At 31.9% G+C, this 26,376-nt stretch carries 24 protein-coding genes; 16 read left to right on the top strand and 8 right to left on the bottom strand.

Annotated elements, in window-relative coordinates:
- The 10 genes from F6P99_RS09235 (at position 1) to F6P99_RS09190 (ending at position 11,424) form a co-directional block, all read left to right on the top strand.
- Positions 1–795 (top strand): hypothetical protein, encoded by a 795-nt coding sequence (locus F6P99_RS09235; RefSeq protein ID WP_152287195.1) that lies wholly within the window; start codon positions 1–3, stop codon positions 793–795.
- A gap of 10 nt (positions 796–805) precedes the next feature.
- Entirely contained in the window at positions 806–1,906 is a 1,101-nt protein-coding gene (locus F6P99_RS09230) for a glycosyltransferase family 4 protein (RefSeq protein WP_152287194.1), read from the top strand.
- Positions 1,903–3,036: a glycosyltransferase gene (locus F6P99_RS09225; RefSeq protein WP_152287193.1), complete on the top strand. Its 1,134-nt coding sequence runs from the start codon at positions 1,903–1,905 to the stop codon at positions 3,034–3,036. Before F6P99_RS09230 ends, F6P99_RS09225 begins: the two co-directional genes overlap by 4 nt.
- Position 3,037: 1 nt before the next feature.
- Positions 3,038–4,366, top strand: a complete 1,329-nt coding sequence (locus tag F6P99_RS09220) for an O-antigen ligase family protein (RefSeq protein ID WP_152287192.1) — start codon at positions 3,038–3,040, stop codon at positions 4,364–4,366.
- Positions 4,356–5,369, top strand: coding sequence for a glycosyltransferase family 4 protein (locus tag F6P99_RS09215; protein WP_152287191.1), 1,014 nt, complete (start codon positions 4,356–4,358; stop codon positions 5,367–5,369). Before F6P99_RS09220 ends, F6P99_RS09215 begins: the two co-directional genes overlap by 11 nt.
- Position 5,370: 1 nt before the next feature.
- Positions 5,371–6,690: a phenylacetate--CoA ligase family protein gene (locus F6P99_RS09210; protein ID WP_152287190.1), complete on the top strand. Its 1,320-nt coding sequence runs from the start codon at positions 5,371–5,373 to the stop codon at positions 6,688–6,690.
- Complete coding sequence (locus F6P99_RS09205; RefSeq protein ID WP_152287189.1) at positions 6,677–7,894, top strand: glycosyltransferase family 4 protein; 1,218 nt, start codon at positions 6,677–6,679, stop codon at positions 7,892–7,894. The genes F6P99_RS09210 and F6P99_RS09205 overlap by 14 nt, the downstream gene beginning before the upstream one ends.
- A gap of 88 nt (positions 7,895–7,982) precedes the next feature.
- Entirely contained in the window at positions 7,983–9,374 is a 1,392-nt protein-coding gene (locus F6P99_RS09200; protein ID WP_152287188.1) for an exopolysaccharide biosynthesis polyprenyl glycosylphosphotransferase, read from the top strand.
- A 78-nt stretch (positions 9,375–9,452) separates the two neighbouring features.
- Complete coding sequence (locus F6P99_RS09195) at positions 9,453–9,992, top strand: 1-acyl-sn-glycerol-3-phosphate acyltransferase (protein ID WP_152287187.1); 540 nt, start codon at positions 9,453–9,455, stop codon at positions 9,990–9,992.
- A gap of 94 nt (positions 9,993–10,086) precedes the next feature.
- Positions 10,087–11,424 carry a dicarboxylate/amino acid:cation symporter gene (locus tag F6P99_RS09190; RefSeq protein ID WP_152287186.1) on the top strand — a complete coding sequence of 446 codons (1,338 nt, stop codon included), beginning with the start codon at positions 10,087–10,089 and terminating at the stop codon, positions 11,422–11,424.
- Here F6P99_RS09190 and F6P99_RS09185 read toward each other — a convergent pair.
- Both F6P99_RS09185 and F6P99_RS09180 read right to left on the bottom strand, forming a co-directional pair.
- A complete protein-coding gene (locus F6P99_RS09185; RefSeq protein ID WP_226913053.1) occupies positions 11,414–11,845 on the bottom strand; it encodes a thiol-disulfide oxidoreductase DCC family protein in 432 nt (143 codons plus the stop codon). The two genes, F6P99_RS09190 and F6P99_RS09185, sit on opposite strands and share 11 nt — an antisense overlap.
- A gap of 4 nt (positions 11,846–11,849) precedes the next feature.
- Entirely contained in the window at positions 11,850–12,809 is a 960-nt protein-coding gene (locus F6P99_RS09180; RefSeq protein ID WP_152287185.1) for a Gfo/Idh/MocA family protein, read from the bottom strand.
- A 171-nt stretch (positions 12,810–12,980) separates the two neighbouring features.
- Here F6P99_RS09180 and F6P99_RS09175 point away from each other — a divergent pair, with 171 nt between their 5' ends.
- The 3 genes from F6P99_RS09175 to F6P99_RS09165 all read left to right on the top strand — a co-directional run bounded on the left by F6P99_RS09175 (position 12,981) and on the right by F6P99_RS09165 (position 15,323).
- Positions 12,981–13,622: a protein-L-isoaspartate(D-aspartate) O-methyltransferase gene (locus tag F6P99_RS09175; protein WP_152287184.1), complete on the top strand. Its 642-nt coding sequence runs from the start codon at positions 12,981–12,983 to the stop codon at positions 13,620–13,622.
- A gap of 45 nt (positions 13,623–13,667) precedes the next feature.
- Entirely contained in the window at positions 13,668–14,630 is a 963-nt protein-coding gene (locus F6P99_RS09170) for a D-2-hydroxyacid dehydrogenase (protein WP_152287183.1), read from the top strand.
- A gap of 63 nt (positions 14,631–14,693) precedes the next feature.
- Positions 14,694–15,323: a thioredoxin family protein gene (locus F6P99_RS09165; protein ID WP_152287182.1), complete on the top strand. Its 630-nt coding sequence runs from the start codon at positions 14,694–14,696 to the stop codon at positions 15,321–15,323.
- Positions 15,324–15,364: 41 nt separating this feature from the next.
- On the opposite strand, the gene nudK is transcribed toward F6P99_RS09165, so the two are convergent.
- The 4 genes from nudK to F6P99_RS09150 form a co-directional block, all read right to left on the bottom strand.
- The gene (gene nudK, locus F6P99_RS09160; protein ID WP_152287181.1) at positions 15,365–15,949 is read right to left on the bottom strand and encodes a GDP-mannose pyrophosphatase NudK; all 585 of its coding nucleotides are present in this window, start codon (positions 15,947–15,949) and stop codon (positions 15,365–15,367) included.
- Positions 15,942–16,103, bottom strand: a complete 162-nt coding sequence (locus F6P99_RS13410) for a hypothetical protein (protein WP_193316044.1) — start codon at positions 16,101–16,103, stop codon at positions 15,942–15,944. The genes nudK and F6P99_RS13410 overlap by 8 nt, the downstream gene beginning before the upstream one ends.
- 152 nt (positions 16,104–16,255) lie before the next feature.
- The gene (locus tag F6P99_RS09155) at positions 16,256–17,428 is read right to left on the bottom strand and encodes a hypothetical protein (RefSeq protein ID WP_152287180.1); all 1,173 of its coding nucleotides are present in this window, start codon (positions 17,426–17,428) and stop codon (positions 16,256–16,258) included.
- A gap of 65 nt (positions 17,429–17,493) precedes the next feature.
- The gene (locus F6P99_RS09150; protein ID WP_152287179.1) at positions 17,494–18,696 is read right to left on the bottom strand and encodes a hypothetical protein; all 1,203 of its coding nucleotides are present in this window, start codon (positions 18,694–18,696) and stop codon (positions 17,494–17,496) included.
- A 312-nt stretch (positions 18,697–19,008) separates the two neighbouring features.
- Here F6P99_RS09150 and F6P99_RS09145 point away from each other — a divergent pair, with 312 nt between their 5' ends.
- The 3 genes from F6P99_RS09145 (at position 19,009) to F6P99_RS09135 (ending at position 22,012) form a co-directional block, all read left to right on the top strand.
- Positions 19,009–19,725 (top strand): metallophosphoesterase family protein, encoded by a 717-nt coding sequence (locus F6P99_RS09145; protein WP_152287178.1) that lies wholly within the window; start codon positions 19,009–19,011, stop codon positions 19,723–19,725.
- A gap of 93 nt (positions 19,726–19,818) precedes the next feature.
- A complete protein-coding gene (locus tag F6P99_RS09140) occupies positions 19,819–21,003 on the top strand; it encodes a hypothetical protein (protein ID WP_152287177.1) in 1,185 nt (394 codons plus the stop codon).
- Between the two features lies 1 nt (position 21,004).
- Positions 21,005–22,012: a metal-dependent hydrolase gene (locus F6P99_RS09135; protein WP_152287176.1), complete on the top strand. Its 1,008-nt coding sequence runs from the start codon at positions 21,005–21,007 to the stop codon at positions 22,010–22,012.
- A 587-nt stretch (positions 22,013–22,599) separates the two neighbouring features.
- Here F6P99_RS09135 and yidC read toward each other — a convergent pair.
- Positions 22,600–24,489 carry a membrane protein insertase YidC gene (gene yidC, locus F6P99_RS09130; protein WP_152287175.1) on the bottom strand — a complete coding sequence of 630 codons (1,890 nt, stop codon included), beginning with the start codon at positions 24,487–24,489 and terminating at the stop codon, positions 22,600–22,602.
- A gap of 29 nt (positions 24,490–24,518) precedes the next feature.
- Complete coding sequence (locus F6P99_RS09125; RefSeq protein WP_152287174.1) at positions 24,519–26,147, bottom strand: CTP synthase; 1,629 nt, start codon at positions 26,145–26,147, stop codon at positions 24,519–24,521.
- Between the last annotated feature and the right edge of the window lie 229 nt (positions 26,148–26,376).

Here is a 26,376-nt window from a genome sequence, read left to right as displayed (position 1 = left end):
ATGAATTTTAAAACATTCACAAAAAAAAAGGTATATGAATTTATTTATTATAAGATAAAACCTACATATAATAAATCCTTCAGAAAAAAAGATAAAACTGACTTTGAGAATTTATCATTAAAAGAGATTGTCTCTAAAATGATACCTAAAAATTCAAAAAATCTCGTTTTAATAGCAAGTGGTCCAAGTTCTAAAAATGTTGTGTTATCTGAAACGGACTTGTATTTTTGTACTAATAACTCGGTAAATCTAGTCAATGAGTACAGTTTTATTTATTATATACAAGATTATTTTTTTTCATTACGTTATCTGAAAATGTTTTTTGATACTGATAAATGGAAGGGTACTTTTTGTGTTGTAAACGATAATGGGTATCGATCAAATGAAAAGGTTTTTTTTGCTGTTCACAAGTATTTGTCTAAATATAAAAGATCACAAGGAGAATATTTATTGAGCGATATTTTTGATAAATCATCTAGTTATAACGCACTTTTTTTAGAGTTTAATCAGTTTTTAAAATCGGAATTTGATATTGAATTTAGAAGTTTGAATTCAGGATATTCTTTATTGATGTTGATTGCATATTTTTCTAAAATATCAGGTTTACCAATAAAGATTTATGGTTTAGATTTGGGTTTAGGAAAAAGCGAGTATTTTGATGGTAGTAGAATTGACAACCATTGCGCTTTTAGTGATATTAACAAAGAATCGGTTAATAATCTTTTGAGTAAAATATATCAAAACTCAAATTTTCAGGTAAAGAACTATTCGCATTTTGCATCTAATGTCCTTTGAAAGAAAATAAATGAATAAATCAAAATTACTAATTGTTACTTCTGAGTTTCCTCCAGAACCTGGTGGAATCGGAAATCATGCAAAAAATTTAGCAACATATTTGGTTCAAAAAGGTTATGTGGTGGAATTAATTTGTGATCAAAGACGAAATAACGCTTCATCAGAATTGTTGTTTGATGCTACGTTACCATTTATTGTGTATCGGGTAAGACTTTTTAAAATTCGAGCTCTAATGTACATAAAAAGGTTCACGTTGCTTTTTCATCATATCAGAAAAAACGATATAATAATAGCTTCTGGTAAGTTTTCTTTGTGGACAGTTGCTTCTAGTTCTCTTTTTTTTAAAAGGAAGTATATTGCTGTAATTCATGGATCAGAAGTGAATTTAAAAAATATTTTTTTAAAAAAAGTTACCAACTTATCTCTTAAAAGATTCAATAGCATCATCGCAGTCTCTAATTTTACAAAATCGTTGATTGAAAATTTGAACTTGTCCACCATACATGTAATACAAAATGGTTTTGAAAAAATAGTTCCATCTGCAAATACCAATGAAGAAATAAGTAATTATTACCCTAATTTTATTACTGTTGGTAGTGTTACAGAAAGAAAAGGACAGTTAAATTTTATCAAAGCCATACCTAAATTACTTGAAAAATACCCTGATTTGCATTATCATCTTGTAGGTAGTCCAGCTGAAAAAGGGCATTTTTATAAAGAAGCGCAGGGTCTAGGTGTGGGTAATTATTTGACATTTTATGGTATTGTTTCAGATGATAAAAAACACCAATTACTAAAAAATAGTGATCTTTTCGTTATGTTGAGTAACAATACTTCTACTGGTGATGTAGAAGGTTTTGGAATTGCGATATTAGAAGCCAATAATTTAGGGGTACCGGCAATTGGTTCTAAAAATTGTGGAATTGAAGATGCAATAGCACATAATAAAACAGGGGTTTTAGTGGACCCAATGGATGAAGTAGAAATTTTTAGGGCTGTGAATAAAATACTTGAAAGCAAGCAACAATTTTCTGAAAATGCAGTAAACTGGTCGCATAATTTTTATTGGGATACTGTAATTGATACATACGGAAAAATTATTGAGGCATGAAATTAGCGATCATTTCACATACCCAGCACTACGTAGATGCTAATAATGCAATAGTTGGCTGGGGACCCACTATTAAAGAAATTAATTATTTGTTAGATACCGTAGATACAGTATATCATATTGCTCCATTGCATAATGAAAAACCCCCATCTAGTTCTCTACCTTATGCATCGAAAAAGATTATTTACATACCTTTAAAACCTTCTGGAGGTAGTGGATGGAAAAAATTATCAATACTATTTACAGCTCCATATAATATTTTTAAAATAGTATCTACTCTACATAAAGTTGACAAGATCCAATTTAGAGCACCTACAGGAATGGGAATTTATGTCTTGCCATTACTTAAATTATATCCTTCAAATAAATATTGGGTAAAATATGCAGGTAATTGGAAGGATAAATTTATGCCTTTAGGAAACAAGCTTCAGAAGAAATGGTTGCAAAAATGTACAGCTACTACTACAAAAATTACAGTAAACGGTACATGGGCTGGAGAAAGAGAAAATATTATTCCGTTTGAAAACCCTTGTTTAGATGATATTGACAGAAAAAAAGGAGAAAAAATTATAGAATCGAAAGAATTAAGATCAAAATTAGTTTTTTGTTTTGTGGGTGCTTTAAATGAACATAAGGGTGTCTCTAAAATTATTGATGCTTTTTCTAAATTATCCGCTTCACAAAAATATAAGGTTGAAGTTGTACACTTTGTAGGGGATGGAAAAGAAAGACAAGAATATATTTCTAGGTCAGAAAAGTCAGGTGTGCAAATGAAGTTTCATGGTTTTTTATCAAAAGATCAAATCATTACAACATATCAAAAATCAAATTTTATTATTTTGCCTTCAAAAAGTGAAGGTTTTCCAAAAGTAATTGGGGAAGCTATGAATTATGGCTGTTTACCCATTGTATCTAATGTGTCTTGTCTTGAGCAGTATATTGAGAATAACAAAAATGGTTTTTTGATAAAACCTAATACTATTGAAGAATTGGTGAAAGCGATTGAAAAAGCCTTAGAATCTCAATCAGAAATATATCAAGAAATGCTCATGAAGAATTACTTGTTGGCTGAAAAATTTACTTACAAATATTACAATAATCGAATTTTATCTGAAATATTAAACCAATAGATTGTTTAAAAAAATAAAATATAATCCATTAATATTAATTTTACTTCATATAACTTTTGGTTATTTTGGGAGTATCGGACTATTGATGAAAGTACTGTATTTAGGTGTGTTTTTTTATAGTCTTGCTGATATTTACAGGACAAAAAACAGGAGCGATGAGGCACTTTTATGGGCGTGTTATTTTGTAGGTGCGGAAGTGTTTTTTAGAATGACAAAAAGTACCATATCATATGAGTTTGGAAAGTATTCAGTTATTGGTGCACTTGTAATGGGTATGTTGGTTAGGAGTGGTCAACAAAAAATTTCGATTAGTTATTTTATATATTTATTTTTATTGCTAATAGGTATCGTTTTTACAGATGTTCCAGATGGTGAATCTATAAGAAGAGCAATTACGTTTAATTTAACGGGGCCAGTTGTACTTTTTATTAGTGCTCTTTATTTTTATGGACGAAAAGTATCAAGGAATACACTTCTTGAAGGTTTGGTATTTATGGTCTTTCCAATATTTTCAATGATAAGCTACATGTATTTTAGAACACCTGATTTAAAGGAAATAGTTTTTAGGGGTAGTGCTAATTTCGAAACTTCAGGTGGATTTGGCCCAAACCAAGTCGCCACCGTAATAGGTTTGGGTATGTTTATTTTAGCAGTGCTGGTTTTTTTAAATAAAAAGTTATCAGGGTATGTTTTTTTAGATGTCATATTTCTCATATATTTTACTTATCGAGGATTGTTAACATTCTCTAGAGGAGGTATTTTCACGGGAGCAATAGCATTTTTTATTTTCGTATTGTTTATGTTTTTTTACAAAAAAGATTTGATTAAAATAATATTTAAATATGTACTAATAGGCTTTGTAGCTTTAGTTGCAATTTGGTTGTATACTTCAGATGTTACTGGCGGGATGTTAGATAATAGGTATACCGGAAAAAATGCTAGAGGAGAACAAAAAGAAGATATTACCTCGGGTAGATTGGATATTATGTCAACTCAATTTGAAAATTTTTATAAGTCCCCTTGGTTTGGTATCGGAGTTGGAAATGGAAAATATCTACGGATGGAAAGCGATGAAGGTGTTACTGCTGCATCACACAATGAGGCAACAAGGTTGATTGAAGAACATGGGTTTTTAGGAGTTTTAATTTTAATGATATTGATTTTAGTACCTACAGTACATTTCATCAATTCATCCAATTACCAACGGGCATTTCTTATCTCATTTTATGTTTTTTGGTTTTTAACGATCAATCATTCAGCCATGAGAATTGCTTTTCCTGGATTTATCTATGGGTTGAGTTTGATAAAAATTACACGTGATGAAGACTAAGAATATCCTCTATATAGGTAATGATTTGTCAAAACACACTTCATACGTTACCGCAATGGATGTATTGAGTGAAGCATTGACAAAACAAGGCTTTCAAGTTGAAAAATCTTCAGATGAGTTGTCTAAATTCAAGCGGTTTTATAAGATGATTTGTAGTGTTGGAAAGTATCGAAATAGTATCGATTATGTGTTAATTGATGTTTTTAGTACTTCCTATTTTTATATAGTTTTTGTAATTTCTATGCTTTGTAATTTTTTTGGACTAAAATACATTACAATTTTACATGGAGGCGATTTACCTGCAAGAATTGAAAAGTCTAAGAAATTTTCTAAAAGAATTTTTAAGAACTCATTTCGAAATATAGCACCATCTAATTATCTAAAACAAGCTTTTGAGCGACAAGGATATCTTACAGATTTTATACCAAATATTTTAAAAATTGAGAATTACGAATTTATAGAAAGAAAAAATCCAGAACCAAAAATTTTATGGGTACGTGCTTTTAGAGAATTATACAATCCTTCGATGGCTATTGAAGTATTAAATTTGGTGAAAATAAAATATCCAGAAACTGTACTTTGTATGGTGGGACCTGAGAAAGATAGTTCAATAGATAAAGTCAAAGAATTAGTTCATAAATACGATTTAAAAGAATCTGTTGAGTTTACAGGGGTTCTACACAACAAAGAATGGGTAAAGAAATCTAAAGATTTTGATATTTTTATCAATACGACAAATTTTGACAACACGCCTGTAAGTGTTATGGAAGCGATGGCTTTGGGTTTATTTGTTGTTAGTACCAATGCAGGAGGGATGCCTTTTTTGATTGATAATGGACAAGAGGGTGTGCTAGTGGAAAAAAATGATGCACGAAGCATGGCAGATGCTATAGTATCTATAATAGAAAATAAACCCATGGATTTATGCAATAATGCCCGTAAAAAAGCGGAGTCTTTTTCAGCAGAGAATGTGATGAAACAATGGAATGCAATTTTAAGCTGATATGTATACAATATTTTTAGAAAAAATAATTCTACCTATAGGTGATTGGCTTAACGGAGGTTCTTTTGTGAAAAAACTTAAGTATTGGAGGCAAATAGATTTATTAGATGAAGAAGATTTAGAAATACTTCAGGCAGATAATTTAAAACTATTGCTTAAGCATGCAATAGATAAAACAAAATTTTATCAAAACATTGAATTCAAAGGAAATTCACCAAATGAGTGGTTACAAAACTTTCCCATCCTTTCGAAGAATGATTTAAGAGAACGAACAGATCAATTATTGGCTACTTCAAAAAAAGAATTGACAAAAATATCGAGTAGTGGCTCATCAGGTATTAGCTCATCTGTATATATGGATAAAAACGATCTTGCATCGCTAAGAGCAGGTTTAGTTCATTGGTGGGAATGGTCTGGTTATAAAATGGGATGTAAGGTTGTACAAACAGGTATTTCTCCGAATAGAGGCTTGTTAAAAAACATCAAAGATTTCCTATTTCAAACAATTTATGTGAATGCCTTTTCACATGATGAAGCACAAATTATCTCTGTGCTAAACAAAATAAAACAAAAAAACTATATACTTATAGGCTATGCTTCTTCATTGAATGTTTTCGCTGAAGTAGCTCTAAAACATAATTTTAAAATTCGATTAAAGGCTTGTATCAGTTTAGGTGACAAACTTTTTGACCACTACCGTAAAAATATTTCAAATACTTTTCATTGCACTATTCAAGATACATATGGTTCAGCCGAAGGCTTTTTAATTAGTAGTCAATTGGACCTTGATTACTCTTATATTTTATCTCCACAAGTGTATGTTGAAATATTAGACGATGATAACAATGCCGTTCCTGACGGTGAATTAGGTCATGTTGTTGTAACTAGATTAGATGGTTTCGCAATGCCGTTGATTCGTTACAAAATAGGTGATTTGGCAATCAAACTTCCCAAAGAAAAATATCCTAAAAACAGAAAATTTCAGTACCCGCTGTTGCAAAAAGTAATCGGTAGAGATACAGATATTGTAAAAACTAATAATGGCAAAACTTTAGTTGTTCATTCATTTACCGGGATTTTTGAATACATACCTGAAATCAAACAGTTTAAAATTATTCAAAATAGTATTGAAGGTATTGAAATTCTTATTGTGAAAGGAGAAGATTTCTCTGATGGAGTTGTTGAAGAAACAAGAAAGAAAATTAGTGTTTTGATAGGAAGTGAAGATTTTTCAATTAATTTTGAAATTGTTCAAAAAATTGAACCTACAAAGTCGGGAAAACCACAAATCATAGAATCAAATTTGAATGAAAAAAAATAAAACCATCTGGGTACTTAACCAAACTGCGGGGAAAATTGATTCTGGTTGGGGAGAAAGGCATTATTTTTTAAGTAAAACTTGGGTCGATAAAGGTTATGATGTGAAAATTATTTCAGGTTCTTACAACCATTTATTTTCAGATCAACCGGAAGTAGGTAGTAAAAAATTTACGATAGAACCCATAGAAAATGGAATTGATTTTTGTTGGGTAAAAACTCCAAAATATAGTGGGACAGGTTTTGCCAAGTTTTACAGTAATCTAGTTTATACCCTTAAAGTATTGTTTTTGAAAGAAAAACAGTTGGGGAGACCTCATGTTATTATTGTTTCATCAATGCCTATTTTTCCAATTATCAGCGCGTTGTATTTAAAGAAGAAATTTTCAGCTCAAAAACTAATTGTTGAAATTAGAGATTTATGGCCATTAACACCGATTTATTTAAAAGGGTATAGTAGAAATCACCCTCTAGTAAAAATTCTTGGTTGGTTTGAAAAACTAGCTTATAAAAAATCTGATGCTATTGTTTCATTATTACCCAATGCTGATGCATACATTAATTCAATTTCTAAAAATGAAGATAAATTTGTATACATACCAAACGGAATTAATAAGAATTTGATAGGGAATGAAGCTTTGTCTAAATCAGTACAAGAGCTAATACCTAAAAACAAATTTATTATTGGTTATGCAGGAACTATTGGAATGGCAAATGCGATGGAAGTTTTGGTAGATACAGCGATTCAAATGAAAGATAATACAAATATTCATTTTGCGATAGTAGGAGATGGATTGTCAAAAGAAGCACTAGTTCGAAAGTCTGAAAAGACTAACAACATTACGTTTATTCCAAAAATTAAAAAATCTCAAGTGCAAAGTATGATTTCGAATTTTGACGTTTGTTATATTAGTCGTTTTGCATCGCCTTTATACAAGCATGGGGTTTCGTATAATAAATACTTCGACTACATGCTTGCAAAGAAACCTATCTTAGAATCTTCGGAATATATCAAAGACCAAGTAGAACTTTCAGGATGCGGCGTTATTGTTCCGCCAAACGACATAGTAGCTTTGGAAACTGCCATATTGGAATTGTTTCAAATGTCAAAAGATCAGTTAAATACAATGGGACAAAAAGGATATGACTACATGATAAAATACCATGACTATGAATATCTAGGGAAAAAGTATATTGAATTGTTTTAATAGTTCGATTTCTATTAACAACTCTGATTTTCTTAGTAGAATTGTATAAATTTGGAAAAAATTAATTTAGACTGTTGTTTTAGTAGGTATGAAGAAAAAGAATAAATATTTAAATATTTCTGAACGCAAGGTTTTATTGCGATTTTTTGATATTGTAAGTGTTTTTATAGGTATTTATCTTATTTCTTCATTGTTAAATGTTACTTATATTACATTTAATAGTCCCTTGACTAGAAAATGGCTACTGACATTTTTGGTATATTTTATCTTTTTCGGGAATATTTTCGAAATGTATAATTTAAAGGTTTCCAGCAGTAGGTATCGTATTTTTCAATCGATCATACTTACGTGTTTTTCATCCGTAGTTTTTTATGTGTTTACACCGATAATAACACCGTCACTTCCGAGTAACCGTATTGAAATACTTTATTTGTTTTTAGGAGTAACGTTACCATTAATGTATTGGCGATTTATTTATAGCACCTTTATATTCAGTCCAAAATTTTCTAAAACTATTTTGATTATCGGTAAATCAACTTTGGTTGAAGGGTTATTATTTGTTGTTAAAAAGAGAAGTTACCAGAATAATGTTGTCAGTTATATTTCTGAAAAAGAATTGCCAAATTTTCCAGAGTTCAACTTTATAGATATCAAAGAAGCCGATTTATTAACCGAGTTAGACAAAGAGCCAGTTGATGAAATTGTAGTCTCAACGAATGAATTAAAATTAAATCCCAATGACACAATAAACAAACAAATCGTTTATTTGTTTGAATCTGGAGTAAATATAAAAAGTATTGAAAATTTATATGAAGAGATAACAGAGTGTGTTGCTAAGGAAAACTTAAATCATGAATTTTATAAGTACTTATCGTATAGTAAAAATCATGAAAACTCAATTTATTTGGTAACGATGCGTCTGATTGATGTAATTATTTCAATATTAGGTTTGATAAGTTTGTTGTTTTTTATTCCTTTTGTTTTTATTGGAAATTTGTTTGGAAGTAGAGGTCCCTTATTTTACAAACAAATTAGAGTAGGTTTGAATGGTAAAAAATTCTCTATTTATAAATTCAGATCAATGGTAATTGACGCCGAAACTGGTAAGGCTATTTGGGCATCGAAAAATGATAGTAGAATTACGGCTTTTGGTAAATTTATTCGAAAAACAAGAATTGATGAAATTCCTCAGTTTTGGAATATTTTAATTGGAGAAATGCGTTTGATAGGTCCTAGACCAGAACGTCCGGAATTTGTTGAAAGTTTGAAAAAAGAAATTCCGTTTTATGCAATACGACATGTGGTACGACCTGGACTAACCGGTTGGGCACAAGTGATGTTTCCATATGCAAGCACTACTAGAGAACAGGAAATAAAACTCCGTTACGATTTGTATTATATAAAATCAAGAAGTATCATGATGGACTTAAAAATTATTTTAAAAACTATTAGTACTGTAATCCAATTAAAAGGACAGTAGGTTTTTAGTTTCATTTTACAAATGTTAAGCATTTTCGTTTGCCTACACGTTCGATAAAATATTTCGTACATTTATAAGATGCACGTTATTTCAAAGTTTATCTTTCATTTTCTTTTAGGATGGAAACTAAAAGGAAAATTTCCAGAACAACATAAAAAATATTTGGTGATTGCCGCTCCTCATACGAGTTGGCTTGATGTTCCACTTGGGGTGCTAGTTCGTTCGATTACAAAAACAGACATTCATTTTATTGGCAAAAAAGCACTATTTAGATTACCACAAGGCATTTTTTTTAGATGGTTAGGAGGTTTTCCAATAGATAGAACCAAATCGAATAACACTGTAGATTTGTTAGTCAGTAAATTTAACGAAAATGATAGTTTTGTTTTGGGTATGTCTCCTGAAGGAACTAGAAAAAAAGTTGAAAAATGGAAAACAGGGTATTATTTTATTGCGAAAGGAGCAGGAGTTCCAATTGTAAAAGTAGCTTTAGATTTTCAAAATAAAGAAGTTAGAATTGACGAACCTTATTTTTTAACAGAAGATGTACAAGCGGATATGGAAAATATTCAAAATTATTATAAAGGAGTAAAAGGGAAAGTTCCAGATTTTAGTTAAAGTATGTTTATACAATTGTTTTTCATTTAGTTTTCATGCAAAAAAAAAAGATTTTGTAGTACATTGCATGAAAATAACACCTTTTATACACTATATGAGAAAACTAGCACTTCACTGGAAAATTGTTATCGGAATGGTATTAGGGGTGTTACTTGGTTTTACCTTGTTGCAATTTGAAAGTGGACCACAGTTTGTTAAAAACTGGATAGAGCCTATTGGAAGAGTTTTTGTACGAATGTTAAAGCTTATAGCGGTACCTCTTATAGTTGCCTCACTCATAAAAGGAATTTCAGATCTAAAAGATATCTCAAAATTTAAGTCCATGGGGGTAAAAACCATTGTTACCTATGTGCTAACAACAGTAGTAGCAATTTCAATTGGTTTGGCTATTGTAAATGTTTTCAAACCAGGTGAAGGGGTTTCGCAAGACACGATCTATCACTTAAAAGAAACTTATGCTTCAAGTTCCGTAATTCAAAAGAAAATTTCTGAAGCGGAAAATCAAAAAAATAGTGGACCCTTGCAATTTATTGTAGATATGGTTCCAGATAATGCTTTTAAGGCAATGAGTAATAATAGAATGATGTTACAAGTTATCTTTTTTACTATCTGTCTAGGACTTAGTATGCTGCTGATACCTGAAAAAGAAGCAAAACCTTTAAAAGATTTTTTCGACTCCTTAAATTCTGTTGTTTTAAAAATGGTAGATTTGATAATGTTATTCGCTCCTATAGCTGTATTATCTCTATTGACAACAGTGATAGTGAATACAAACGATGGCGGGATTTTATTAGCGCTGTTACGTTATGCTGGAGTAGTAGTGTTAGGCTTGATTTTAATGATAGTAGTATATCTTATACTCGTTTCAGTCTACACAAAAAAATCACCAATTTGGTTTTTAAAACAAATTTCACCAGCTCAATTATTAGCGTTTTCTACCAGTTCAAGTGCAGCAACTTTACCAGTTACTATGGAAAGGGTAGAAGAGCATATTGGTGTTGATAAAGAAGTCTCTAGTTTTGTTTTGCCGGTTGGAGCTACTATTAATATGGATGGGACGAGTTTATACCAAGCAGTAGCAGCCGTATTTATCATGCAAGTATTATGGCCAGAAGGTTTAGGTTTTACGAATCAATTGATTATTATTCTTACAGCACTATTAGCCTCTATAGGCTCGGCAGCAGTGCCAGGAGCCGGAATGGTTATGTTAGTGATAGTGCTTGATGCCATTGGTTTTCCTAAAGAAATGTTACCGATTGGGTTGGCGTTAATTTTTGCAGTGGACAGGCCTTTGGATATGTTACGTACAACTGTAAATGTTACTGGCGATGCATGTGTATCTATGGTAATTGCCAAATCAGAAGGCAAGTTGGGAGAACCTAAAGTGAAAAACTGGGACGATCATTATAAAAATGAAGACGTTAATCAATAAACTTCTTTTTTTCTTCTTGAGTCGGTACTCTGCAAGTTTCTAGTTTGCCAAACCATTTGTAACGCTTTTTTGCGATTCCATCATAAACCCAATCTCTAAAGAAATTAGGTATAAGTATAAATAGGATGCTTATAGGCCAAAATCCATTTAGGCTTTTTGCGATGTGCAAAGCAGCAGTAGATTTCGAATAAACATTGTTTTCAGTAACAAGGATAATACTATCAGTTGCACGGATTGTTTCTGGTTGAGTTTTTAAAAAAGCAACACCTACTTCAGATTGTAATGAAGCAAATACAAATTTATTTTTAGTGTCTCTTTTTAGTACGAATTGAACAGAACTATCACACAAACTACAAAGTCCATCAAATAATATGACAGACTTTGTTTTACGTATATTGTTTATGTCAGAAACTGTTTTCAAAACATTAAAAATTATCGATAATCTGTAAAGCAACTTGTAATGCTTCAGCTCCTTGTCCTAAAGAAACAACAGGAGTGGTATTTGTATGAATTGCATTCGCAAATGATTCTAGTTCATCTAATATTGCGTTATTCGCTTCTACTTTTGGGTTTTCAAAATAGATTTGCTTTTTTACTCCCTCTGCATTTTGTAAAATCATAGCAAATTCATCAGGGTTTTCTGGTGCATCGTTCATGCGAACCAATTCACTTTTTTTGTCTAAAAAGTCAACTGAGATGTAAGCATCTTTTTGAAAAAATCTTGATTTACGCATGTTCTTTAAAGATATTCTACTTGCTGTTAGATTTGCGACACAACCATTTTCAAATTCAATTCTAGCATTTGCAATATCTGGAGTTTGAGATATCACAGAGATTCCACTGGCATTGATGTTTTTTACCTTAGAATTTACAACGCTTAAAATGATGTCAATATCATGAATCATCAAATCTAAAACTACAGGTACATCGGTACCACGAGGGTTGAATTCTGCAAGTCGATGAGTTTCGATAAACATAGGATTGTTAATTGCATCTTTTACAGCAGTAAATGCAGGGTTAAATCGTTCAACATGACCTACTTGACCTCGTACACCTTTAGCTTTAGCTAATGCTCTTAATTCTAATGCCTCTTCATAGGTTTTTGTTATAGGTTTTTCTATAAAAATATGTTTTCCAGCTTCTAAGGCGGTTTTTGCACAATCGAAATGAGAAAGCGTTGGCGTTACAATATCAACAACATCAACTTCAGAAATCAGGGCTTCAATGCTATCAAAAGCTTTATAGCCAAATTCTTCAGAAACCGCTTTAGCATTTTCTTTACTTGGATCATAAAAACCAATCAATTCATATTGTTCTGATTGCTGTAACAATCGTAAATGTATTTTTCCTAAATGACCAGCTCCTAATACTCCTGCTTTTAACATATTTTTGAATTATTTTCTAGTTAAGTATTGCTTTTTGTTGTGTTTCAAACAAATAGCAATGGTAGTTTTGTTATTCTAAAAACCTACATAAATAAGTTGGTAAGTTTTAAACAAAAATAAAAATCTTTGGGGATTAATTGCTAATTTTAAACTCCTAAATATAAAGAATTCGTGAAGGATACCCTCAAACATCAAGGTCTTAGAAATCAATTAGCTAAAGTAGTTGCCGAAAAAGGAATAACTGATAAAAATGTATTAGCAGCAATTGCTAAAATTCCACGTCATTTATTTTTGGATTCTAGTTTTGAAGATTTTGCTTATCAAGACAAAGCATTCCCAATTTTAGCTGACCAAACAATCTCTCAGCCATATACAGTTGCTTTTCAATCTCAGTTATTGGAAATTCAAGCAGGACAGAAGGTGTTAGAAATTGGTACAGGTTCGGGATATCAAACAGCCATGTTGCTTGAATTAAAAGCAGAGGTTTATACGATTGAACGCCAAAATGAATTGTTTAAAAAAACAAAATTGTTTTTACCAAAATTAGGATATCGTCCTAAATACATGTCATTTGGTGATGGTTATAAAGGATTACCAGAGTACGCTCCGTTTGATAAGATTATTGTAACAGCAGGAGCACCTTATGTACCTAAAGCTTTGCTAGCACAGTTGAATATTGGTGGTGTGTTGGTGATACCCGTAGGAGATACTACGCAGATTATGCATATTTACAAGAGAACAGGAGTGAAGTCTTTTGAAAAACAAGAACTAGGTGAATGCAAGTTTGTACCGATGTTAGAAAAGAAGAATTAAGTTTACAGGATGTAACATGTTCATTAATTTAAACCGTTAACTTATATGAAGATTGTTGTTTTAGACGGATTTACCTTGAACCCTGGAGATATTGATTGGGAAGGTTTGAAAAAATTCGGTGATTTGGTAGTTTTTGATAGAACACCTTTTGATGAGACTTCTATATTAAATGCTATTGGTGATGCTGAGATTATTTTCACGAATAAAACTCCTTTGTCTTCTAAATTGTTAGAAAAATTACCGGACCTAAAATATATCGGAGTTCTTGCAACTGGCTACAATGTCGTAGATGTTTTAGCTGCAAAAAAAATGAATATTGTAGTAACGAATATTCCGGCATATGGAACAAAAGCAGTTGCTCAATTTGTAATGGGACTTTTATTAGAAATATGTCATCATATTGGTACACATAGTAAATCTGTTTTTGATGGTGATTGGAAAAAATCAAAGGACTTTTGCTATTGGAATACACCATTGATTGAATTGGAAGGTAAAACAATTGGACTCATTGGCTTTGGTAAAATTGGACAAGCAACTGCAAAACTTGCCCAAGCTTTTGGAATGAGAGTTTTGGTGTATTCTAGAACTATAAAAAAAGGATTCGAAAACGAGTTCTTAAAATTCGTTTCGTTATCTGAGTTGTTTGAAAATTCTGATGTCATTAGTTTGCATTGTCCCTTGTTTAAGGAGACTGAAGGAATTATCAATAAAAAGAATATTGAATTGATGAAAGATGGTGTGATATTGATCAATACAGCGAGAGGAGGGCTATTGATTGAACAAGATGTAGCAGATGCTTTAAATTTAAATAAAATAATGGCAGCTGCGGTTGATGTGGTTTCTACAGAACCAATCAAACAAAACAACCCTCTTTTAACTGCAAAAAATTGTATAATTACCCCACATATTGCTTGGGCAACAAAAGAAGCCAGAACGAGATTGATGAATACTGCTTCGGAAAACCTTAAGGCGTACTTAAATGGAAGCCCAATTAATAAGGTCAATTAAAATCTAAAGAACACGTTTGTTAGGATTTGATTTTTATTCGTCCAAGACTAGAAATAGTTTAATATGGATACGATAATTAAAGATAGTTTAGATAAAGCAATATCATTTTTTGAATACAAAGAATTAGTGAGTAAGTTGGTCGCTTCTGGTAAATCATCAGGAGAAACACAATCGGAAGCATTATCGAATTATTCGAAATTGAATGATAGAAGAATGACACGTTTGTTAAAAACATTAAAGATAGACGACAATTCTAAGGCTGAAATAGAAAAGCATAGCAAATCTCAAACGTGGTTATTGATTACAGAAAGTTGGTGTGGTGATGCAGCGCAAACGATGCCAATGATTCATAAGGTTGCAGATCTATCAAAAAAGATTGACTTGAAAGTTGTACTACGTGATGAAAATGAGGCTTTAATGAATGAGTTTTTAACGAATGGTAATAAAGCAATTCCGAAATTGGTGGTAATTGACAATGATACAGAAAAAGTAGTAGGAGATTGGGGACCGAGACCCAAAACGGCAACGAAAATAGTTAACGATTATAAAAAGCTTCATGGAGCACTAGATGCCGCCTTTAAAGAAGAGTTGCAAAAGTGGTATAATAGAGACAAAGGAAAAGATACATTAGACGATATACTTGCACTGATAAAAAATACAAGTGAAGTGAATACAGTGAAAAAAGCAAGCTAAAAAAAATCCGTTCAATTATTGAACGGATTTTATTACGATTTTTATTCTAATAGTTTATGTATGATCGCGTATTGCAATAATAGAATAGTTTTGGCGTCTTTGATGGTTCCGTTATTCATTAGTTCAATCGCTACACTAAATGCCATTTCTAACACTTCGATATCTTCTTGTTCTGAATCTAAGCCACCTCCATTGTTTGCCTTCATGTCATCAGAATATTCAGCAATAAAATAATGCATTTGTTCGGTAACGGCTCCAGGTGTCATATAGGCTTCAAATACTTTTTTTACAGTTTGTATTTTGTACCCGGTTTCTTCAAAGATTTCCTTTTTTATACAGGTTTCAGGGTCATCTTCATCTAAAAGACCCGCACAGGTTTCAATCAGTAATCCATCCTCGTTACCATTGGCAAAACTCGGAAATCGAAACTGTTTTATTAAAACAATATTTTGGGTTTCTTTGTTATACATAAAAACAGTAGCACCATTTCCGCGGTCGTAAGATTCTCTAATTTGAGTTTGCCATATACCATCGTTCCTTAGATAATCAAAAGTTACTTTGTTTAAAGTATACCAATTGTCAGATAAAACTTCAACATTCTTAATCTTTACTCGTTTATTATCCATTTTTCTTTTTATTGAAGTCAATCATTTTTTGTGTGTAATTTATTTCAGTATCATGTAAATCTTGAAAAATACCACAAGACACCCCAGGTTTCGCAAGAGATTTTTGTGACATGTTTTTTGCAAGTTTTTCTATGTCTGGAGTTAAAAATTTCATTGTTATAAAACTTTTATTTTTACTTTCAAATTTACAAAAAATCAAAGGAAATATTTTAGAACTACATTATATTATAATTATTTGTAGATTATTTCAATCATAAAAAAAAGCATACAAATAAATGTATGCTTTTAAGAAAAGGAATAAAAATATTATTTTTTATAGCCACATAGTGACAATTCAAGCATTGATGCAGAATTCCACCATGAATATACTTGGTATGATGCTACTTCAATTGGGAATTCGAAACCTTCATGCAATGTGATTGCGATGTCAGCTGCCGTTCCATAATTATTAGGAACCCCATTGATAAAACCAACTTGTACGCCATTTTCGTCAACTAAGTAAATATATGCATTTGATATTGCTGAAGTATTTGCTCTTATGGATGCAAAACCAGAATTTACCATCAAAGTTTCATCTAAAGTTATAATTTGTCCAGCTGTTCCCATATATAAAGGAGAAGCTCCAAGTGCCGTATCGGTAAATAGATAACAAGATTCTGCTTTTATCAATTCCACGATTAATGGCGTTTCATGATAATTGTTTGCAATATCATCTCTAGTTAAATCTATTTGGTACTCGTCATAATTTTCAACCGAAATATGTAACTCGTACACTGCGTCTGGAATATCTCTTACAGTAACAACATTTTCTTCAATAGTTGTGAAATTCTTAGCTGTTGTAAATCCATCTGTGAATATAAAATATTCACCTGCTAAAATTTCATTACCTCCCAATTCGGAAACGGCAAGTAAGAAATCTAATTTTTCTACTTCAGTGATAGGGAAGCTTACCAATCCAAAGTCTTGTGGTGTATATGTTTCAGTAGATACTACTTCTACATCTACTGGAGTAGCGGCGTTATTATCTACTATAAAATCGATCGCCAATGGATTTGTCACCAAATCAGCCAATTCAGATCCTGCAAGGGGAGTAGTAAAAATGATGTCATTGTTTACATCCATAAAACTAAACTGTGTTAGTTGATAATTTCCAATAGGTAACGCAATTTTTTGAACCAATAATTCTCCATTCAATCGGTTGACAGTTAATTCTGTGTTATCAAAATCTGTTGGAGAACCATCTTCAGTAAGAATTGTTATAATTGCTTTAGTAACATCAGCTAATTCGTTTGTTTTTGCAGCTAATTTAGATCCTTTTTTTGAAGCCTGAGAGTTTATAGTACTTTCTTGAATACTGAAATCCACAGTCCCCATTTGTACGTCTTGAAGTTCGTCTGACACGTTTTGTTCAGCACATGAGGTCATAACTAATGTTAGTGTCAGTATGGTAAGTGCTATTTTATTAAGTAATATTTTCATTTTGATATGGTTATTTAAAAATAAATAAACCACTGAATGAGATCCAGTGGTTTATAAAAAGTAATTTAGTAAGTAAAAATAAAGTTTGTAATGCTTCCGTAGTAGCTTGATGATTGTGTAGATCCCCAAGTAGTGAATTCAAAAACATCTCCTGCAGATACCGGAATATCGATTACAGAACCAGAAGCACTTCCGCTAGCTGATAAGTTTGTTGAAACTCCATTGATAATATAGTTTATAGAGTCTCCATATTGACCAGCTGATCTGATTACGATATTCCAATCAAAACTGATGGTTCCATCGCTTGGAATGGTAATTTGTGCTACGACACCACCACCTCCGCCACCACAGTCGAAAGAAAAAGTACTGTCTGAAAAAGAACGTGCAATTACACCCGATGTAGTCCAGTTTATTCCGCTAAACGCTTCTGTAAACCCATCGATTGAAACAATTTTTAACAACTCAACCACCAAAGGTGCAGTATGATAAGTATTTACAATCTCATCTCTAGTCAAGTCAATAGAAACATTCTCATATCCATCTTTAGTAATAGTTAATGTGTATACAGCATTTTCAATATCTCTGACAGTGATAACATTTTCTTCTATAGCAGCAAAGGCTTTTGTCGTTGTAAATCCAGTAGCAGTTACTGTATATTCACCTGCTAAAATTTCATTACTTCCCAATTCAGAAACTGCAAGTAGGAAATCTAATTTTTCTATTTCAGTAATAGGGAAACTTACCAAACCGAAATCTTGAGGTGTATATGTCTCAGTAGATACGACTTCTACTTCTACTGGAGTTGCAGCGTTATTACCTATCGTAAAACCAATTGCCAATGGATTTGTAACCAAATCGGCCAATTCAGATCCTGCAAGAGGAGTAGTAAAAATGATGTCATTGTTTACATCCATAAAACTAAACTGTGTTAGTTGATAATTTCCAATAGGTAACGCAATTTTTTGAACCAATAATTCTCCATTCAATCGGTTGACAGTTAGTTCAGTGTTATCAAAATCTGTTGGAGAACCATCTTCAGTAAGAATTGTTATAATTGCTTTGGTAACATCAGCTAATTCGTTTGTTTTTGCAGCTAATTTAGATCCTTTTTTTGAAGCCTGAGTGTTTAAAGTACTTTCTTGAATACTGAAATCTACAGTCCCCATTTGTACTTCTTGAAGTTCGTCTGATACATTTTGCTCTGCACATGAAGTGAAGAGTAAACTGACAGAAAATAAAGTTAATACGAGTTTGTTAATTGTTTTCATAATCTTTTAATAGTTCATAAATTGCTTTCTTACTCTTTTATAAAGCTTTTCAGAATCCGCTTTTCAAAAAAGGCAGCTACACTTCTTTGAAAATTTAGTTCTCTCAAAAATTGAATTGTATATCAATTAGGTATGCATATTAGAGTCCTAAACTTATGTTAATGCAAATTTCATAAAATGTATGTCTTGACATTTTGTGAATGTCATAAATGCTGTTATTTGAGTTTAACTGTAGAGAAATTGAGCATAAATAATTACTGATTCACAAAAAAAGACTTTTATATTTGCAGCGGAATAAAAATCACTATTACTATGAAAATTGCTTTGTTTTCCGATATACATGCTAATTTACCTGCCTTGGAAGCCTTTTATAAAAGTTTAGAGGTTGAGAAGCCTGATGCTGTTTATTGTTTGGGAGATCTTGTGGGGTATAATGTATGGCCAAACGAAGTCGTTAATAAAATTAGAAATAGTAAATTCTCAACGTTGTCTGGGAATCACGATGCTGTAGTTGGTATCCCTACGGAAAAAGCTTCTGGAGCTTATACAAATAGTGTTTTGGATGATGATGTAAAGGAATTTTTATTATCGTTACCAGAGCATATTAGACTAGAACATAAAATTCAAGGCAAAAAAGAAGATGTTTTATTAGTACATGGGAGCAATAGAAAAAACAACGAATACATTCTTGAAGAAACCGAAGATGTATATCTTTTGGAGTTATTAAACGAAGCAAATGCTTCGATTATGTGTTGTGCACATACCCACAAGCCATTTCATAGAGCGATTTTTACGAATAATAAGTTTAAGCACGTAATAAATATTGGTTCGTTAGGAAAACCGAAAGATGGTGATTCACGAGGGTGTTATGCAATGCTTGAAATAGATGCCAAAAGTAATTTTATTTCAGAAACAGGTATTTCTGTAAGATTTGTTCGTGTATCATATGATGTTGAAAAAGCAGCGCAAGCCGTTGAAAACTCAACCTTACCGAATGAATTTGCTGTGGCATTGCGTGTAGCTAAATAATAATGTTTTCATAAAAAACTTGTACTGTAAAGTTTTGCAGATATTGTCGTCTAAAATTTAGTTATTTTCACATACCTAATAACTAAAATATTTATGCTTTCTACACTTTTTCAATGCAAATACAATTCGAATTATACTTTTGAAGTCTATAATTCAATGAAGAGCATTGACATTGATGTGTGGAATGGTTTAAATGTAAAAGAAAATATTTATCTATCTACCGAGTACTTAACTGCATTCGAGAAAGGAATGAATGACACCATTCACTTTCGTTATCTAATTTTTAAAAATAAAGAAAATGAGCCTGTTGGATGTGCAGTCTTTCAAATAGTTACATTTAGGCCTTCACAATTATTACAAGATAGAATTCCATGCAGTATTTCTAATAAAATTAAAACATTTTTTTTAGAAGAAACAGATGTCAAATTATTAATATGTGGTAGTTTGTTCGCGTGCGGAGAAGTTGGATTTATACATAATAACTCTATTTCCAACAAAGATTTTTTTTCGATTCTTTCTGAATCTATTGCCGAAATTCAAAATACCAAACTTGAAGATTCTAAAATTTCTTTTTGTTTGTTAAAGGAGTTTTGGCCGAATTCAGTTTCATCAGAAACTCTTAGAAAAAACAATTCTTTTTTGAACTTTGATATTGATGTAAATATGATTTTACAAATTGATAAGAGTTGGAAGGTGTTTGATGATTACTTGGGCGCAATGAATACTAAATATCGTACTCGTGCAAAATCAGTGCTAAAAAAATCCAAACAGATTAAAACGAAAGCTTTTTCTGTAGAAGATATTATGCAGAATTTAGAAGATATTGATAGTTTGTACAAACAAATTTTATCAAAGGCAGCATATAATTTAGGTGTATTAGAAGCAAAAACATTTGTTGAATTAAAACGTGAACTAAAAGATAGTTTTAATTTTACGGGATATTTTATTGAAGACAAACTAATTGGTTTTGCTAGTGCCTTTATTTTTGGAAAAATTGTCGATGCGAATTATATTGGAATCAATTATCGCTATGTAAATGAATACAAGTTATACCAGAGAATATTATATGACTATGTTGAATTGGCAATTGTATCTCAAAAAAGTGAATTAAGATTAGGTCGAACAGCTGAGACAAGTAAAAGTGGGATAGGAGCAAAACCAGTTGGTATGACCTTGTTTGCAAAACATCGTAACAACCTACCTTCAAAATTATTAAAACCTTTGGTCAAATCAATCAAACCAGATGTATTTGAATTAAGACAACCTTTTAAAAAGTAATATGGATTCATTAACTCAGATTGTACTTGGAGCTGCGGTAGGAGAAGCTGTTTTAGGAAAAAAAGTTGGAAATAAAGCCATGTTATGGGGGGCTGTAGCAGGTACAATTCCAGATTTAGATGTGTTTACAAAGTTGTTTTTCGATTCGGTTACCTCAAATGAAATGCATCGAGGCTTTTCTCATTCGATAGTCTTTAGTTTGATTTTTGCCCCTATATTCGGATGGTTGATTTTTAAACTATATAAAGAGAAAAAAGCTACATGGTTGGGGTGGTCAAAATTGATGTTTTGGGGGCTTTTTACGCATCCATTATTAGATATGCATACCAGTTGGGGTACGCAGCTCTTATGGCCATTGCCGTATAAATTTTCGTACAATAATATTTTTGTAGTTGACCCTTTATACACGTTACCGTTTTTGTTTTTTTTGATTTTCGCTATGATTCAAAAAAGAGGAACAGTGAAAAGAGAACGTTTAAACAAACTAGGATTTTATGTGAGTTCTGCATATATGGTATTAACTATTGTTTTTAAAGGGATTACTTACAAGGTGTTTAAAGATAGTCTAGACGATCAAAAAATCGTATATCTAGACATGGAAACAAAACCTACTCCGCTAAATAGTATTCTTTGGACAGCAAATGTTGAAACAAAAGATGCTTTTTTAATTGGATACTATTCTTTTTTTGATGCTGATCAAGATATTGTATGGCGAAGATTTGAAAAAAATCACCAATTATTAGGGAAATATCAAAACGATCCGTTAATAGCGCGTTTGGCAAAATTATCACACAATTGGTATACAATTGAAAAGTCAGGAGACAAATTTCTCTTTAATGATTTACGATTTGGCTTGATGGGAATTTCTAAAGATGAACAACGATTTGTGTTTTCTTATGAATTGTTTGAACAAGAAGGGAAATTGCAAGCCGTAGAAACTGAAAAAAACACTTCTGATGCAAAACCATTATTAACGGCATTGTTTAAGAGAATACTTGGAGATAAGTGAGTTATATAACTCGATTGCTATCGAGGATTAAGATTTCTGTTAATGTAATAAAAAAGATTGAGCTTCGACAAGCTCAGCTTACGGTCTCGAATCACTTTTAATTTGGGTAAAAGAGTTATAAGGAAAAACAATTCAAAAGATTATGCTTCTATTTCCAGAGCTTACGCTCTCGTACCTTGAGGCTCTCTAAATCACTTTTAATGAGGGTAAGAGAGTTATAAGGAAAAACAATTCAAAGACTGTGCTTCTATTTACTGAGTTTACGCTCTCGTACCTTGAGGCTCTCTAAATCACTTTTAATGAGGGTAAGAAGGATATAAGGAAAAGCAATTAAAGGACTAAGCCTCTGTTAATTCAGATTACGCTCTCGTACCCTGAGGCTCTCGAATCACTTTTAAAGAGAGTATTGAAGATATAAGGAAAAGTTCAAAAACAAAATTTATATTAACTCAGCTTACACTTTCGTACCCTGAGCTTGTCGAAGGGTACATAATGGGTGAGTTATTCTAAGGCTATAATATGAAACATTTAAAATTTAAAAAGCCAACTAAAATTTAGTTGGCTTTTTTTATAATGATGAAAGAAAATTATTTTCTTTTCTTTTGTTGTGCTTGTTGCTCTTGTGCTTGCTTCATAGCATCATCCATACGTTGTCTGAATTTACTTTTCTTCTTTTCAGGACGTTTTTTGTTCTCTTGAATTTGTGCGTGAATCTTATCTTCATCAATGATAAAGTTTTTGATTACTAACATTATTGTAATCGTTAACAAGTTAGATATAAAGTAATACAAACTCAATCCAGCTCCATAAGAATTAAAGAATACCAACATCATGATAGGAGAGAAGTACATCATCATCTTCATCATTTTTTGCATATCAGGCATTCCTTCTTGAGCAGGCTGCTGCATGTTCATTTGTTGACTTTGACTCATTCTCATATAAAAGAATATTGCCACAGAAGCCAATATTGGGAACAAACTAATATGATCTCCATACATTGGAATTGTAAATGGAAGCTTATAAATAGAATCGTAAGATGATAAATCATCTGCCCATAAGAAACCTTGTTGACGCAAATCTATTGCTGCAGGGAAAAATCTAAACAAAGCAAAGAATACAGGCATTTGTAACAATGCTGGTATACAACCTGCCATCATGCTTACACCAGCTTTTCTCTGTAATGCCATGGTTTCTTGTTGACGCTTCATAGCGTTTTCTTTTCCTGGATATTTCTCATTTATTTCAGTCATCTCAGGTTTCAAAACTTTCATTCTTGCACTTGATAAGTATGACTTGTACACCAAAGGAGACATGAAAATTCTAACAACTATTGTCATCAATATAATAACCAACCCATAACTGCTAATAAATCCACCTAGTAAAGAAAACAACGGAATAAAAGCATGTTTGTTAATCCATCCAAAAATACCCCAACCAAGATCAACAATATTTTCAATGTTTTTATCGTAACTAGCTAATAATTCATAATCGTTTGGACCTACAAATAATTCGAAATTGTAGTTTAATTCACCTCCAGACAATGCTAATGGTGCAGCTACTTGAAATGCTTTTGTGAAAACTGAATCTTTTGCTACATCTTTGAACAAAGTGTTTGAGCTAAGTTTAGCAGTTTTTAGTGGTGTTTCAGAAATTAAAATAGTAGAGAAGAAGTGTTGTTTGAAACCAAACCAACTAACTTCTGATTCTTCTTCTTCATCATCTCCAGAAATTGATAAATCATCAATTTTACCACCTTCTTTCTCATAAACCAAAGCCGTCATTTGATTTTCGTACTTGATACTTTTTTCATGTCTGTACGATTTCAAGTCAAAGTTTAAGTTGATGGCATTTGAACTGTTGATAACTGCACTTAATCCAACTGAACGTACACTAAAACCAAGCATATAATTATCTGGTTTTAACTCATATCGATATTCTAAAAATTTACTCTCAGAAACTTTTAATTTCATTGAAAGAATTGTGTTTTCCCCACTTTTGGATAATTCTGGTTGAAAAACTAGGTCTTTCGTATTAAAGATTCTATTGCTTGTAGTTCCAAAATTTATATTAAAAGCTGCATTGGCATCTTTAATAATGTACAAAGGAAGTGAATCATAGGTCTTGTAGTTTTTAACCAAAGCCTCTGTGATTTGTCCTCCTTTATTAGAAACAGTTATTTTAAGTAACTCATTTTCAATTACTGTAGTGCCATTTTCTTTACTTCCTAAAGAAGCTGAATATGCAAAATCTCCTAATCTCTTTTGAGCCTCTAGGTTGGCAATCGAATCAGAAAGAGGAGATGTTTCTAGATTTCCTGCAACCGGTGCTCCAAATTGTTGAGCTTCAGTTACCGTTTCAGTATTTTGAGTTTCTTGTACTTGTTCTTCTGGTTTATTCGTGTACATAAACCAAAGCATGATCGCCCCTAACAGTAAAAATCCAATAATTGAATTGGCGTCAAATTTTTTTTCTTCCATTTTTAGTGTGTGAACTGAATAATCAGTTATTAAATAATATTAGTTTTTTTTAGTGTGAATTGTAAAGCTGCATCAACAAACTCAACAAATAAAGGATGTGGGTTTAATACAGTACTTTTATATTCTGGGTGATATTGTACTGCTACGAACCATGGATGATCTTCAACTTCTACAATTTCTACCAATCCAGTTTTTGGATTAACTCCAGTAACTTTTAATCCTGCAGCTGTTAACCTTTCTAGATAATCATTGTTGAATTCATAACGATGTCTGTGGCGCTCACTAATCAATTCAGAACGGTATGCAGCAAATACATTTGAGTCTTCAGTTAATTTACAATCCCAAGCACCTAAACGCATTGTACCACCTTTTTCAGTAACGTCTTTTTGATCTGCCATTAGGTTGATTACAGGGTCCGGACAGTTTTGGTCCATTTCTAAAGAACCTGCATCTTTTATTCCTAGTACATTTCTTGCATATTCAATAACCGCCATTTGCATACCTAAACAAATCCCTAAAAACGGAATTTTATTTTCTCGTGCATAACGTACGGCGTCAATTTTTCCTTCAGTTCCTCTGTTTCCAAAACCTGGAGCAACCAAAATACCATCTAAGTCTTTTAGCTTTCTAGGGATGTTTTCTAAAGTCAGGTCTTCTGAATGAATCCATTGAATCTTAACTTTTACCTCATTGGCAGCACCAGCATGAATAAATGCCTCGGAAATAGATTTGTAGGCATCGTGTAATTCAACATATTTCCCGATCAATCCAATTTTTACTTTGTTTTTCGGACTTTTATGTTTTCCTAAGAACTTATTCCATTCAACCAGTTTAGGCTGATCGTTGTCACATAAATCTAATTTTTTCAACACAACTTTGTCCAATCCTTCATAAAACATAAGGTTTGGTACGTCGTAAATAGTTTCAGCATCTAAAGAAGAAATTACATCTTCTTTTTTTACGTTACAGAACAATGCTAATTTACGTTTGATATCGTCAGATATTTTGTGCTCAGATCGACAAACCAATACATCTGGGCTCACACCACTTTGCATGAGCATTTTTACAGAATGTTGTGTTGGTTTGGTTTTCAATTCTCCAGCTGCAGCCAAATATGGTACTAAAGTCAAGTGTACAACAATAGCATTGTTGTCACCTAATTCCCATAGCAACTGACGAACAGATTCTACGTAAGGTAAAGACTCAATATCACCAACTGTACCACCGATTTCTGTAATTACAACATCATAATCACCTGTTTTACCAAGAATTTGTATTCTTTCTTTTATTTCATTGGTGATATGTGGAATTACTTGTACAGTTTTTCCCAGAAATTCTCCTTTACGCTCCTTGTCAATTACAGATTGATAAATTCTACCCGTAGTGACATTATTCGCCTGAGAAGTAGGGATGTTTAAAAAACGCTCGTAATGACCTAAATCTAAATCAGTTTCGGCACCATCATCCGTAACATAACATTCACCATGCTCGTATGGGTTTAAGGTTCCCGGGTCAATATTGATGTAAGGGTCAAGTTTTTGAATCGTAACTGAGTATCCTCTTTCTTGCAATAATTTAGCTAGTGAAGCGGCAATAATTCCTTTTCCTAGTGATGAAGTAACGCCTCCTGTAACAAAGACGTATTTGGTGTTTTTCATTGTCCTTATGTTTTGGCAAAAATACTAACTCTATTTTAGTTGACAAACCAAAAGATTGTAATTTTTTTTGAAGGATTATATATCCATCGTTGCCGAAGTTTTTATAACTGAAAATCAATACTGTTTATCATTATAAATAGCATATAACTAACCAATGTTTTGTACTTCAAATAATCTTTTGTTGTATAATCGCAGAACAATAACGATATTTAGACGTAAAATTTATATT

Origin of the sequence: Flavicella marina (assembly GCF_009193215.1) — a bacterium.
GTDB lineage: Bacteria > Bacteroidota > Bacteroidia > Flavobacteriales > Flavobacteriaceae > Flavicella > Flavicella marina.
The sequence above is the reverse complement of the archived record's forward strand: the minus strand, read 5'-3'. Positions and strand labels throughout refer to the sequence as shown.